At 55.2% G+C, this 13,948-nt stretch carries 12 protein-coding genes; 3 read left to right on the top strand and 9 right to left on the bottom strand.

From position 1 onward, the window contains the following. Positions 1-3: 3 nt before the first annotated feature. From B2Q93_RS11885 to B2Q93_RS11895, 3 genes are all read right to left on the bottom strand, one after another. Positions 4-2,547: a fimbria/pilus outer membrane usher protein gene (locus tag B2Q93_RS11885; protein ID WP_286933125.1), complete on the bottom strand. Its 2,544-nt coding sequence runs from the start codon at positions 2,545-2,547 to the stop codon at positions 4-6. A gap of 24 nt (positions 2,548-2,571) precedes the next feature. Continuing rightward, entirely contained in the window at positions 2,572-3,246 is a 675-nt protein-coding gene (locus tag B2Q93_RS11890; protein WP_040076466.1) for a fimbrial biogenesis chaperone, read from the bottom strand. Positions 3,247-3,313: 67 nt separating this feature from the next. After that, a complete protein-coding gene (locus tag B2Q93_RS11895; RefSeq protein ID WP_286933127.1) occupies positions 3,314-3,850 on the bottom strand; it encodes a fimbrial protein in 537 nt (178 codons plus the stop codon). Between the two features lie 219 nt (positions 3,851-4,069). On the opposite strand from B2Q93_RS11895, the gene ybiB reads away from it, so the two are divergent. Then, entirely contained in the window at positions 4,070-5,032 is a 963-nt protein-coding gene (gene ybiB, locus B2Q93_RS11900; RefSeq protein ID WP_286933130.1) for a DNA-binding protein YbiB, read from the top strand. A gap of 96 nt (positions 5,033-5,128) precedes the next feature. On the opposite strand, the gene ybiJ is transcribed toward ybiB, so the two are convergent. The 4 genes from ybiJ to B2Q93_RS11920 all read right to left on the bottom strand — a co-directional run bounded on the left by ybiJ (position 5,129) and on the right by B2Q93_RS11920 (position 9,037). Continuing rightward, entirely contained in the window at positions 5,129-5,389 is a 261-nt protein-coding gene (gene ybiJ, locus B2Q93_RS11905) for a DUF1471 family protein YbiJ (RefSeq protein WP_040076463.1), read from the bottom strand. A gap of 285 nt (positions 5,390-5,674) precedes the next feature. After that, positions 5,675-5,941, bottom strand: coding sequence for a DksA/TraR family C4-type zinc finger protein (locus B2Q93_RS11910; protein ID WP_040076462.1), 267 nt, complete (start codon positions 5,939-5,941; stop codon positions 5,675-5,677). A gap of 70 nt (positions 5,942-6,011) precedes the next feature. Then, positions 6,012-6,689 (bottom strand): PKHD-type hydroxylase YbiX, encoded by a 678-nt coding sequence (gene ybiX, locus B2Q93_RS11915; protein WP_286933132.1) that lies wholly within the window; start codon positions 6,687-6,689, stop codon positions 6,012-6,014. A gap of 59 nt (positions 6,690-6,748) precedes the next feature. Then, positions 6,749-9,037, bottom strand: a complete 2,289-nt coding sequence (locus tag B2Q93_RS11920; protein ID WP_286933134.1) for a catecholate siderophore receptor Fiu — start codon at positions 9,035-9,037, stop codon at positions 6,749-6,751. A 425-nt stretch (positions 9,038-9,462) separates the two neighbouring features. On the opposite strand from B2Q93_RS11920, the gene B2Q93_RS11925 reads away from it, so the two are divergent. Further along, complete coding sequence (locus B2Q93_RS11925; protein ID WP_286933136.1) at positions 9,463-10,098, top strand: recombinase family protein; 636 nt, start codon at positions 9,463-9,465, stop codon at positions 10,096-10,098. A gap of 103 nt (positions 10,099-10,201) precedes the next feature. On the opposite strand, the gene mcbA is transcribed toward B2Q93_RS11925, so the two are convergent. After that, a complete protein-coding gene (mcbA, locus tag B2Q93_RS11930) occupies positions 10,202-10,465 on the bottom strand; it encodes a DUF1471 family periplasmic protein McbA (protein ID WP_286933137.1) in 264 nt (87 codons plus the stop codon). 240 nt (positions 10,466-10,705) lie between these two features. Between mcbA and rlmF the strand changes: the two genes are divergently transcribed. Beyond that, entirely contained in the window at positions 10,706-11,617 is a 912-nt protein-coding gene (gene rlmF, locus B2Q93_RS11935; RefSeq protein WP_040076458.1) for a 23S rRNA (adenine(1618)-N(6))-methyltransferase RlmF, read from the top strand. Here the strand turns inward: rlmF and ybiO are convergent. Continuing rightward, positions 11,614-13,839, bottom strand: coding sequence for a mechanosensitive channel protein (ybiO, locus tag B2Q93_RS11940; protein WP_286933139.1), 2,226 nt, complete (start codon positions 13,837-13,839; stop codon positions 11,614-11,616). The genes rlmF and ybiO overlap by 4 nt on opposite strands. Positions 13,840-13,948: the final 109 nt, after the last annotated feature.

Below are 13,948 nucleotides of genomic sequence, written 5' to 3' on the forward strand. Positions count from 1 at the left end.
AATTTACTGACACTGCGCGGCAGCGTTAATAATGTGTGTTTTATCTTTCTCGTCCGTTAGCACGTAGTCCGCTACGCAGTGGTCGCGGGCATCCTGCCCCCAGCTGACGGTCAAATGTCCGCGCTGAGGTAAACCGGTAAGCCAGGTTTGACCATCATTGCCTACGATAAACTCGTTATCCTTGTCCTCTGTGGTCACCGTTGCGCCAAAGGGCAGCGGCTTGCCGTTGTGCGTTAGCGTCATTAATACGCGTCGACCTACGCGGGTGCTAAAGGTGGCGCGTACTATCGCGCCGCGCGTCGGGGTCACCACCTGTGCCGCATGGGTCACGTCGGCATCGTCCGGCAGGGTTTCCGTATTCAGTGCGATAGTGTTGTGGCGATAGGCGGTAACAAACGGCACCACGGTATAGCCGCGGAAGTCTGTTTCGACGCCGGTCTGGTTAGTTATTTCTGTTCCGTGGGTCCCCGGTGCTTTAACCAGCGCGATGGTTTCGCCCAGCGGCTGGCTCAGGGTCACGCCGTTCGCGTGGGCCACGACGCCCCCCTGCAGGCCAAGGTTGGCGGTGCGCTGGTACTTATCCTGACTGAGGCCGCCACTGACTTCGCCATAGGTGGCTTTGTAATCGGCGTTCAGGCTGGTGGAACTGCCAGCGCCGGTATTGCTGAGTCCTTCCTGAACATTCCAGTTAAGGTTGTTCTGTGCCAGCGCCGTGCCGTTCAGGCCGAGGGTCTGGGTGGTGCCTTCTTTACTGTTATTCAGGTTGTAGCTGGCCCAGGTGTTGTGCATCCAGCGATCGAGCGGGAGAGAGACGCTCAGCGCGAAAAGATTGTCATTGCTGACCGCATCCCCGTTTTCATCGCTGTCGTGCGTATTTTTATTCAGGCTGTAGCTCAGGCTGTAGGTCACCCCATCCCAGCTATTGTTGTAGCTGAGGCTCATGGAGGTCATATCCTGGTCCTGGCTCCAGTAACGCTCTTTCACCAGACTCAGCGTGAAGGCGCCCCAGCCCTCCGGCAGCACCTGGTCGATAGTAGCTTCAGCGCGATCCTTGCGCTGTTCTGGCGCGCTCCAGTCGTCGGAACGGGTCCAGGACTCCATCGTCTCCTGCAGCGTATAGAACCCCTTGCTGTTGTAGCGATAGCCAGCCAGCGAAAAGTTGGTGCCTGTACCGGCAAAATCTTTGCTATACCGCACGCGCCACGATCGACCCTGGCTGCGCTTTTGTTTTTTGAGCAACGCCTTCGCCCGCGTCACGTCGATGGAGAACGCACCCAGATCGCCAACGTTTTTACCGGTGCCCAGCGCCTGGGCCTGGTAATGGCTACTCTGCTGCACGCCGCCGTAGAGGGTCATTCCGTGCGATAAACCATAGATGGCGCTGCCCTGGGCGAACGGCGTCTTTTCCACGTTGCTGTCATACGAGCGGTAACGCCCGGCGGTGACGCTGTAGCGCAGATGTTTTTCACGCTGCAAAACCGGCACTGAGGCGTAGGGCACCACGAAGTGGCGCTCGCTGCCGTCCGTCTCTTTCACCGTGACTTGCAGGTCACCGCTGCTGCCGGTGGGGTAGAGATCATTTATCTCGAAGGCGCCCGGGGCGACGGTGTTCTGATAAATAACGTAACCGTTCTGGCGCACAACGACCTGCGCGTTGCTGTGGGCGGTGCCGCGAATAATTGGGGCATAGCCTTTTTCGCTATCTGGCAGCATGTCGCTGTCGGAATTTAACTGCATCCCGGTATAAGAGACGCTGTCAAAGACGTCGGCCGGGGAACTGCTCTGCCCCAGCGTCAGGTCGCTTTTCATCGCCACGATATCGCGCTGGGCATAGGTATAGACCGAAGAGAAATGGTGCTGCTCCTCGTGACCGGTGGTGCTGCGATTCCAGGTCGAGTAGTTACGTAAACGCCACGCGCCAAGGTTAAGTCCGGGGCGAAGGTTAACGTACTGGCTGCTGTTATCCGGCGTCCCTGGGGTACGCGCCTGACTCTGGCTGGACGTTGCGCTGTAGTTCAGCAAACCGGCGGTGATGCCTTCATCAAACTCCTTCGGGTCGATATAGCCACGCGGTATCTGGCCCAGCGCAGATTGCGGAATGCTCAATAGCAGCTGCTGGTGGCTGATACGAAAGGTGGCGGTCGCGGCGGGAATAGCGCCTAAATCGGCACACCCGCCTTTTGCGGTCAGTTGCGAAAAAAGGGAGGTCTTAATCCCCAGCTTTTTGAGTTCGTCCAGACTGAAGCAGGGTTGCAGCGTGCTAGGACCTGCCTGCGCTTTGCGTAAGGTGAAGGTGACGTTGCGGGTAGCCATTTCAGTGTTATTAATAAAAATCGAGACCAGATATTTTCCAGGGGCCTGGCCGGGCCCCTTTTCATATATTGATAGATCGGTTTTCGCCTGCTGAGGATTATCAATATCCAGCAGCGCCGGGTTAAAGTAGTCATCCGCCGAACTTTGCTGCGCAATACAGAACATTACCAGCCCCATAAACAGGGCTGGCAACGAAGGTATTTTCCAGGAGAACGGTTTTTTATGACTATACATAACGTATTGCGCCAGAGGCAGTAATTAATTAATTGTTTTTGTCCATGTCTGGCTAATACTGCCGTAATCGGTAATGACCGAATACGCCAGGGTATTTCCGCTGCTATTGGCCGGCAGCGCGATATGGGTTTCGCCTTTCGGCACGGCCCAGGTCGCTTTTTTAACGTTGTGACCGTTCAGCGTCACGCTCTGGAAATTCATGTAAAACGGCGTGGGGTTATTCACCACCAGGTCATTTCCTTCACGATGCCAGGACAACCGATCGGCAACGGTTTCCGGCTTGCCTTTCACGGCGGCAGGGCGGTAGATAAGCTTTATGCGGGTGTTGATAGCAATTTGCAGCGTGTTCACCCCATCCATTTTTTTAGAAGAGGGGATGGATTTAATATTTAGCCAGAAGAGTGATTCACGATCTTCGGGCAAATTTCCCCCCGTGCGCACCACACGTAATACATTCTCCTCATTGCCATTCAGACGAAACAGTGGAGGGGTGATCAGAAAAGGGGCTTTGGCCAGATTTTTACCGCCGGCATCGACCCAGGACTGCACCAGATAATCCGTATCGTCTGGATTCGAAATACCAAGAGAAGATTCCTTTTTTTCTCCCTGATAGACCAGGCGCGTGCCGTTAATAATAACGCCGGCATGCGCTGTTGCGGCTACCAGTAAAAGAGAACTCAGTAAATAACCGTGACGCATAAATATATCTCAACGTGAATAAGAGATATCAGTCCTGACACAGGCTGATATCTCTGGAGGGATAATATCAGTTATAGATAACGGTAAAGGTCGAAACAGAATTAGCCGGGCCGGCTGTTACCGTAGGCCCTGTCTGGATATAACGTCCTGCAAATTCCAGGTCGTTTACCGTACTTCCCGCCGTCAGTGGATATTGACGAGAAGGGGTGTATAAGCTGACCGGTTGATCGGTGGAGTCGAGCAATTGAATTGCCACGCCGGTCGCTGCGTCTGCATCGGGTGTCAATGCCAGCGCACTGTTGTTATCACTGTCCGGGGGGCCGCCAAAATTAATGGCAGCGGAGGTGACGGATTCCGGGCAATTCTTTAGCTGAATATCAAATCGTGTCGGCGTGCTGGTGGAGCCTGCACCGGTAAAGACCGTTTTAGAGACCTGGCCCAATTCGACATTCAGCGGGTTACTTATTCCATTCACGACCTGACAGGCGGAATCGATAATTTCGCCCGTAAAGTTAATTTGTCCTTCGCCATCTGTCGCCGCCAATGCGGATGCCGAACATCCTATTGTTGCAGCAATAAAAAAACCTAAAGCAACCTTGTTCATACGTAATCCTGATTGTGTTACCTCAACAACTTTTCGCTGCTTATTTAATCAGATTGTCCCTCTGTAAGAATCTTTTGCCCGAACCACTAATATTTCATTAAGCGCTTGCATTCATTTTTTTATTGAAAAAACAGCGCATTCAATGCGGCGGATAAAAAGCTTTCGGGGCGCTGTTTATCAGGGCTATAGTGTTTACATCATGCCGGAAGGAGAGATGCCGTGGATTATCGTAAAATTATCAAAGAGGTAGGTCGGGGAAAGAACCACGCCCGCGACCTGGATCAGGAGACCGCACGTGCGCTCTATAGCGCCATGCTTAATGACGAGGTACCTGACCTTGAGATGGGCAGCATCCTGATCGCGCTGCGAATCAAGGGTGAGGGCGAAGCAGAGATGCGTGGGTTTTATGAGGCGATGCAGTCACGCACCCTGCGCCTGACGCCGCCGGTGGCGAAACCGATGCCGATTGTGATCCCAAGCTATAACGGCGCGCGCAAACAGGCCAACCTCACGCCGCTTCTGGCCATCCTGCTTAATAAACTCGGCTTCCCGGTGGTGGTGCACGGCGTCAGTGAAGATCCTACCCGCGTGCTGACCGAAACCATTCTGGCACTCCTGGGCATTCAACCCACCCTGACGGCCGGGCAAGCTCAGGCCAAACTTGAAGGAAACCAGCCGGTTTATATTCCCGTCCATGCGCTTTGCCCGTCGCTGGACAAGCAGCTCGCCCTGCGCTGGCGGATGGGGGTTCGCAATAGCGCACATACCCTGGCGAAACTGGCGACCCCTTTTGAAGAGGACAAGGCGCTGCGTCTTTCCAGCGTGTCTCATCCGGAGTATGTCACCCGGGTGGCGAGCTTTTTCGCTGACATTGGCGGACGAGCGCTATTAATGCACGGCACGGAAGGGGAAGTGTATGCCAATCCGCAGCGCTGTCCGCAAATCACCCTGATTGAGCCGGCTGGTACGCGCGTGGTATGGGAAAGAGGCGAGGAGCAAAGCGAGGTGGTCTTACCGGAGGGTAAAGATCCACAGTTGACCGCCCACTGGATCACCCAGTGCCTTTCTGGGCAGGTGCCGGTGCCACACTCTATTAAGTTACAGCTAGCCTGCTGCCTGTTGGCGACCGGGCAGGTCGAGACGGTAGAAGCGGGTCTGGCTCGCGTCACACAGTCATTTTAGGCAAAAAAAAGCCCGTCCAATCCAGGACGGGCCAAAACAAGGGTAATAACAACAGGGTCAATGAGGGTTGGAGCAGTGATTCAGTAAAACAGGCGATTATTTATAGATAACCGCGGTACCGCTAAGTTTGTTGTTGGTGTTCGCAGAGGTAATGGTATACCCGCTTGCACCTGCTGCTGCGGCTTTCTGAGCCAGCTGCGCTTCAAGACCGTCCAGCGTGGTTGCACCTTCTGCGCTTACCACACCGATTTTATTCATGCCGCTTGCCTGAGAAGGCGAAACAGATTGTGCCGCAAAGGCACCAAAGGAAAGCGCAGACAGGGCAACAGCAGCAACAGCATATTTAATGGTTTTCATGGTTAATCTCTCGCAGGTTATTCTGTAAAGGGGACGATGTTCCGTCGATGTGATGAGTATCACGCTTTTCTGCGAAAGATAAAATCGAAGAGAATTGACGTCGTTGTTCGAAAAAATTGAATGACAAATAAGTTATTGAATATTAATAAATTCAGGACGCGTCTTTACGTATCTTCGCGCAGCGCTTTACAGACGAAACGGTAAGGGCACATTTTGCGAAACGCATGCTGAAATTTCGTGCACGTAAACGAAACCGCTTGCGTTGCGAAGAAGGGTAAAGAAAAGTCAGCGTAACTGGCTATCCTTAGATCCTCTGCGATTATATCCTGCATATCCGTTACTTTGTGAATCTTTATCCTGCTGGCAGGTGATGCACAACCGTACCCCTGGCACTGCCTTGCGCCGCGCTTCAGGAATCGGGTCGCCGCACTCTTCACAGAATGTCAGACTTTCACCCTGCGGGATCTCGCCGCGCGCCCGCGCAACGGCATCTTCAATCGTACTGTTGATCTGTTGATTGACCGCGTCATCATTTGCCCAACCGGAAGCCATCGCATTACTCCTGCCTCTGTTAACCCTTCTTCAAATATGGGGTTAAAAAAGAGGCAGTCAAGGCGCGCCATCAGATTTCAGACCACTCTCGCAGCAGGTTGTGATAGAGGTTGAGTAACGACAACACCTCCTCACTTTCACCGTGACGGGTGCGCAGCGTCTGGATATTGCGGTCCAGCTCGAAGAGCATCGCCCGTTTTTTATCGTCGCGGATCATCGACTGGATCCACATAAACGAGGCTACCCGCACGCCGCGCGTCACCGGGGTGACACAGTGCAGGCTGCTGGCGGGATAAAGAATCAGATCGCCGGCCGGTAGCTTCACGCTGTGCTGCCCGAAAGTGTCGTTGACCACCAGCTCGCCGCCATCGTAACTCTCGGGTTCACAGAGAAAGAGGGTGGCGGAGAGATCGGTTCGCATCCAGCCGCTTTGCGGATGGCTACGCACGGCACCATCCACGTGAAAGCCATAGGTCTCCTGCTGCTGATAGCGGTTAAACAGCGGGCTGGAGATTTGGCGGGGCAGGGCGGCGGCAAAAAAGAGTGAGTGCTGATTAACGGCCTGTAGCACGGCGGACTGGAGCTTCTGGTACAACTCGCTTTGGGTATCGACCTGCTGATTATTTTTGACCTGCGCGCCCTGGTTGCCCACCGTCGCACGGCCATCGATCCAGGGGGCGAGCGCCAGCTGCGCGCGAAGCTGGGCGACTTCATCAGCCGTGAGTACGCCAGGAATGTGATAAATCATAAGAACTTCTCCGGGAAGAGGCTGTGGGGAGAAAGGTGGGGCCGTAGCCCCACACGACATCAGAAGTGCATGTTGGCGGTTAACATCCAGGTACGTGGTTCGCCCGGATGGTAGCGATATCCGCTCTTGTTAATCGAAGAGACATACTCTTCATCAAACAGGTTATAGACGTTCAACTGCAGATCCAGATTGCGGTTGATGCGATAGCCCAGCTTCGCATCAGCGACCCAGTAGCCTTCGCTGAAGGATGGTGTGCCCACGGCGCCATCGGTGCCGCGATGCATACTGCCGATGTAACGCGCGCCTGCGCCAACAGAGAGCGCATCGGTGGCCTGGTACTGGCTCCATAAGGTGAAGGCGTGCTCCGGAGTGTATGGCAGGGAGGAGCTGCCATCCTGCGCGACATCTTTACCGCTGCGCACCGAGGCGTGCTGCTGGGTATAACCGCCGATAATTTGCCACTGCGGCGTAATATTCCCCACCGCCGACAGCTCGTAACCCTCTACGCGTTTTTTGCCGTACTGAGAGTAAGTGCCGTCTTCATTTTGCTCCACTTCGTTTTCAATATCGGTACGGAACACCGCCGCCGAGAGCAGCAAGCGTTTATCCAGCAGCTCCCACTTGGTGCCAATCTCGCTGGTTTTCGCTTTCTGCGGTTTAAAGTCGGTACGGTTAGCGCTGCTACCGGTGCCCCCCTGGGCCAGCGCGAAATTGCTGCCCCCCGGTGGTTGCTGGGAGATGGCATAGTTGAGGTAAACATTGCCATTGTCGGTCAGGTGGTAGAGCGCACCCGCTTTCCAGTTCACCAGGTTACCGGATTTCGCCGTATCGACGGTGGTGACCGGCGACCCTTTTGCTACGCCCGTCGGGCAGGCGACCGCACCGCGCCCGGTACCGCCGCAGCTGCTGGCGCTGTCATATTCGGTACGGTAGCTGTCGAGACGAATACCGCCGTTCAGCTCAAAATCACGGGTAACTTGCAGGGTATCAAAAGCGTAAATGCCGAAGGTATCGGTCTGGCCGTTGGCATTCGCCCCATTGCGGTTGAGACCGCCAATATGCACGCTGCTGTCCGGGTGATAGAGATTGACCGCCGGCGGGGAAATGGCATTTACCCCGTAGTTGGTCTGGGTTTCGCGTGTGAACTCGACCCCTGTGCTGACGTCATGGCCCACCGATCCGGTAAAGAATTTGGTGGTCAGGTTGGTCTGGTTAGTCAGGATCTTATTGCTGACATCTTTGGTGTTGGCCAGGCGCGACCAGGTCCAGCTATCCACATTGTTAGGATCCGGCCGGGTAATGTTGTTGGCGCCGCCCATCACCGCCGTCATCAGATAATCCTGCTTCACGCGCGACCAGCGGGTGGTGTTACGCAGGGTCGTGACGTCGTTGATGTCGTGTTCAAAGCGCAGGGTGGCGGTATCGGTGGTGGAGTCGTCGTAATCGGAATCCGTACCGTAGAAGTTATGGGTATCCACTTTGCCAGCGCCATTCAGCGCCGAAGTTGCGGCATTGGGGGCCGAGTAGCCCGGCAGACCCACGGTCGGAATGCCCCCGTCCGGAGTGTTGTGCTGCGTGACGTGGAGGTAGTTCAGATAGAGACGGTTTTCCGTACCCAGCCCCCATGCCAGCGACGGAGCCACACCGTAGCGTTCATTTTTAACGTTATCGCGGCCCGCGTCGTGGGTCTTTTCACCCATCAAATTGAGGCGAAACGCAGAGGTCTCGCCCATTGTCTGGTTGATATCCAGCGTGCCCCGGCGCATATAGGCGCTGCCGAGACTGGCTGAGGCGTCGATGCCCGAGTCCAGACGCGGCTGCTTGCTGATCATATTAATCGAGCCGCTTGGCGCGCTGCGGCCATAATCGCTGCCGGACGGGCCCTTGATCACCTCGACCTGCTCCGTATTGAAGGTGTCTCGCGATACGCTGCTGATATCCCGAATGCCATCTACATAAATACTGTTTGAGGTGTCCACACCGCGCATATAGACCGCATCGCCGGTGGTCGAGTTACCATTCTCACCCGCAAAAAAGGCGCCGACGCCCGGCACGTTTTTCAGCGCATCGGTCAGGTTGGTCACCCCCTGATCCTTTAATACCTGCTCAGAGACCACCGTCATGGTGCGAGTGGTGTCGGCGATGGGGCGCGCAAACTTCGGATCGGCGGAGTGGGTGGGTGCATACAGAGAGGGCGGTTGAGCTTCAACCACCAGCGTATCGTCAGATTTTTTATCGGTTTGATCCGCAGCAATAGCGGTAGCGACAGGCGTCAGGCCGATACACAGGCCCGTGAAGAACGTCAGCGAAGAGAAGCTGCTGAACGGAGTATTGCGATTGTTTTCCATATTGTTTAGCGACTTATAATTTTTAGAATCACATTTCATTACGTCTATGCCACGCGAATACAGTAATGAACCTACAAATGATAATAATTGTGATAAACATTATCATTTGGCGTGACTTTTTATCACTCTCCTGAAAAAAATGAAATACATAAATTTACATTAGCTACTAAAAATCTTCACATTGCTGCATCGCTGCCAGCACCCTTATGCGCAGGGGTGACATCTTGTCTCTGAACTTTCCGTACCTCTTTTCGGCGATAAATTATAATTCAGGACAGCAAGCCAGCTTAGGCTGCCTCTGGCGCAGTGCCTCTCGCTTTTGAGTCTGGTCTAATGCGATGAACAACAGGGGCAAATAAGGGCAATGCGATAACCCGAATGCGATATCAGCTGTGCGACAATGTTAATGCGATAGCGGGGGCGATATGTTCATCAGGGCTTATTTACAAGCGTCTGCAGAGGATCCCTGGGCCGATCGGGTGAAAGAGGTGCTGGACGGCTTTGTCCAGGCCCGGGGTCATCGTATTGCCAGCTACTATCGGGAAAATTTCGCTTCCCTCACGTCTGACCGCCCCGAGTTTGCGCGTCTGCTGGCAGAAAGCTTGCCGGGGGACATCCTGCTTATCGATCGTATTGATCGCTTGATCCGCCTGACGAGCCACGACTGGACCCGTTTTACCAACCAGGTGACGCAGCACGGGCTACGGATCCTGAGCCTGGATCTCCCGGCGACCTGGCAGATGATGAGCGCCCCTTCAAACCCGGCGATAGCGGTGGCGATTAATCATACCTTACTGGACACCCTGGCCGCTCTTGCCCAACAAGCACTGCAGCATCAGCGCGTTCGGCAACAGGAGGGTATTGCCCGGGCGCAACGTCTGGGTAAATTCAAAGGGAAGCCGCCGGATCGCGAGCGGCATAAAAAGGTGTTGTACTGTCGGCAGGTAAAAAAGATGAGTATTCAGGAGACCGCGCAGGCGACCGGCTACAGCCCATCGCAAGTTTGCCGTATTCAGGCTTTGTATCGCCAGACGGATAAACCTCTGGCAGAGCGAGTATAAAAATACTGCGCCCTAAGATGTCATGCCGATCAATTGAGCACGATTCCACCACGCTTAACCGATCAGCATTACACCTAAAGATGCAGCCTCAATGGCCGGAAATTTACTTGTAAATAGTGGCAGTCCCGAACATTTTATTATCACCGCTGGCCGATTCCACGGTGAATCCTGTCGCACCCTGTTCACGGGCTTTTTCCGCCAGTTTACTCTGCAGGTCATCGAGATTGCTGGCCCCGGAAACGGAGACAGTGCCGGCGGGACGGAGCTGATTATTCGCATCGCCACGCATAAGCGGTTCTGCCGCCAGGGCGGCGAATGATGCGCCCGCCAGCATACCGGCGGCGAGCATTATGAGATATTTTTTCATGGTCACACCTCTTATCACTTCAGATGAGTCAAGGTAAGTGTAGGACGGCAATGCGTGTGATTCAGCGCAAAAAATTGATGGAGATATGCTTATTTTTTGAACGATATTTTTTGACAATTCAATGACAAATCATAGACATCCAGGCATTTGATTTTTGACGCTTTGTTCTCATGCGTAGAGAATGATTTACCCTTGTGCCAGCAAAGAGTATCTTACGCCGCTGTTTTAAAGGAGAACGCCATGACATCCCAGAAGCCGGGGTTGCACCCACGCAACCGCCATCACAGCCGTTACGACATGAATGCCCTTTGCCAGAGCTGTCCGGCGCTGCGCGATTTTATTATCTCGTCACCTGCGGGCGAGCCAACGGTGAACTTCGCCGATCCGCAGGCGGTAAAGACGTTAAATAAAGCGCTGCTGGCCCATTTTTACGGCGTCGCGCAGTGGGATATTCCGGAGGGCTATCTTTGCCCACCCGTACCTGGGCGCGCGGACTATATTCACCATCTGGCAGATCTGCTGGCGGCGGATCGCGGCGGCGTGGTACCTGCAGAGGCCACGGTGCTGGATGTAGGTACCGGCTCGAACCTTATCTACCCGCTGATTGGCGTCCATGAATACGGCTGGCGTTTCACCGGCAGCGAGATTGACCCGCAAGCCTTTGCCAGCGCCACGGCGATCATTAACCACAATCCGGGCCTGAGCCGCGCCATCCGTCTGCGGCGTCAAAAAGAGGCCACGGCGATCTTCGCGGGCATCATTCATAAGAATGAGCACTACGATGCCACCCTCTGCAATCCCCCGTTCCATGACTCCGCCGAAGCGGCACGCGCGGGCAGCGAGCGCAAGCGTCGTAATCTCGGCCAGGCGGCGGATGGGGCGCTGAACTTTGGCGGCCAGCAGCAGGAGCTATGGTGTGAAGGGGGCGAGGTCGCGTTTATCAGTAAGATGATCGCCGAGAGTGCGCAGTACGCAAGACAGGTTAAGTGGTTTACCACCCTGGTGTCGCGCGGTGAAAATCTGCCGCCGCTCTACCGTGCGCTGACGGCGGTCGGTGCGGTAAAAGTGGTGAAAAAAGAGATGGCCCAGGGTCAGAAGCAGAGCCGCTTCATCGCCTGGTCCTTCCTCGACGATAACAAACGTAGCCGTTAAAGCGTCGGCGCCTGTGGCGGCAGTGTGGGGGGAGCAGGGGAGGCCGGCGACGGCAGCACCTGATAGGTTTGAACCGGCATCCGGACGTCGGCCAGATCGAAGTGCTTCTTCACCATACTGTCGAGAGCGAAACGCACCGTCCACTGCTTCAGCGGCTGGGTAGTGAAGGAGACGCGCAGCGTAAAGGCGGTATTCGTCAGCCCTACAATCCCGGCGAACGACGGCTCGCCGATAATCAGGCCCCGAATATCCTCCTGCTCCATGAGTTCGTCTACCGCCGCCTTTAACGCCCCTTTGGCCTTCTCCGCATCTTCATGGCGATCCACATCGTAATTGGCGACCACCGAACCGATACCGCGAACAAAGTTGGCGAAGGTGGTAATCGAAGACCAGGGGATAATGTGATACGCCCCGGTATCTTGCCGTACCCCCACAGAGCGAATCGACATCCGCTCTACCGTGCCGGTTAACGGCCCAATCGTAACCAGATCGCCGGTGTTCATCCCGTTTTCAAACTGGATAAAGATCCCGGTGATAATGTCTTTGACCAGCGTCTGGGAGCCGAACGAAATCGCCAGCCCCAGCGCCCCGGCACCGGCCAGCAGAGGAGCGATATTCACGCCGATCTCTGAGAGCACAATCATGATAGTGATAGTACTGATGATCACCGCCAGCGCGTTGCGGAACAGCGTCAGCAACGTGCGGGCGCGGGCGCTGGGCAGCGGACGGCCATGAATGTCTGACACCAGCCGGTTTTCAATCAGGCTGGCGAGCAGCGTCCAGCCGACGGCAGAGAAGAAGAGGATCAGCGCAATGCGGATCACGATATCCACCGCTTTTTCCCCCGCGCCGTTGTGCAGCCAGTTCCAGAAATCAAACAAGCTCCAGGCATTGAGTAGCAGCATAATCGCCACCGCCACGCAGAGGATCCTGGCCACCTTCAGTGAGGCGGAAATCCAGCCGTTAAGCCGTTTTTGCAATTCCGGGTAGTTGCGCTGCACCTGCGGCGACAGGGAGATGGTTTTGGCCAGCCAGCGTGAAAGCAGGCCAGAGATAAAGGCCGCAATCCCGATAATCGCCAGGCTCTGGAAGGTGGCACCCATCATAAACTTCAGGCTGTTGCCGGGATCGAACAGCGAGAAGAAGCAGAGCACAATAAAGTAGGCGCAGGCCAGCCAGTGCCACACCAGCGCAAACGCGCGAATAAATAGACTGAAGAAGGATAAGGAGCGGTCAGCCAGGTGCAGCAGTCCCTCGGTAATGGCCCGCTTATTATGAAAGATAAGATAGAGCGCCCAGACGGTGATGCAGAGCATAATCAGCACGTTAGCCAGCGCACCGATCTGCACATTGACCTGGTTGGAGATAATGGGCACCGCCACCAGCAGGCCATAACCAATGAGTCCGCTCAGGGTACTCAGGCGCAGCGACCAGTATTTTGCGGTCCGATCGTCGATGTTGAACGGACGTAGCTCCGGAACGTGAGGGCAAAATATTAGCCGTAGAATAGCTTTAAAGAATTCGATCAGCGCGAATGCGTTAAGGAACAACCCCTGCTGGAAGGCGATGGTTTTGTTACCGGCATGCAGGTTATCACTCAGCAACTGGCCGACGAAAAGGGTGAGTACCAGCAGCAGCAAGTCGATAATAAAGGCGGTGGTAATCATCAGCGGCAGATGTAGCCAGCTACTCTTCTCGCGGTTTTTCTTACGTCCCCACGCGCCCATTTTACGGTACAGCGGCCAGGCGCAAAGGCGCACCAGCCAGTAGAACGCAAAGACCAGCCCGGCGAGGATCAGGAAATGGCTGGCGGCATTGAGAAAGGTATCCGGATTAAACGCTTTGTGTGGGGAGCCAATCAGGTTGCGGTAGAGTTGCGCAAAGCGGGTTGCCAGCGCTTCGCCATAGTGACGCCCAACATCCGTGACATTCTCCAGCACCGTTTTCTCTTCTTCGATGGCCGGCGGCGTGATTTTGGGCGCCGTCTCCTGCGGCGGCGTGGCGGCCGCGGTACGCAACTGCCCGATCAACTCCTGACGTGACGCATCATTTTCAAGGACATCCGCCAGAGCGGAGTAAGCCGCTTTCTTCTGTTCAACGTCGGGCTCTGCCGGGGCTGCCCCCTCTGCTGCCGGGGTCGTCCCCGTGGTGACGCCCGGAATAGTAATCGCCTGCGCAGGGGCACACAGCAGGCTAACAAGCAGCAACAGGATCCACGGCACGGCGTCCTCCGATGACAATATTCAGCAAAAAGATAAGTATAGATGGCGGGGGAGGGAGAAATGGTTTTGAGAACATTCCGGCGTAAAAAAGCCGGGCGAACCCGGCTTA

Origin of the sequence: Leclercia sp. UBA5958 (assembly GCF_002430365.1) — a bacterium.
Classification (GTDB): Bacteria; Pseudomonadota; Gammaproteobacteria; order Enterobacterales; family Enterobacteriaceae; genus Enterobacter; species Enterobacter pneumoniae.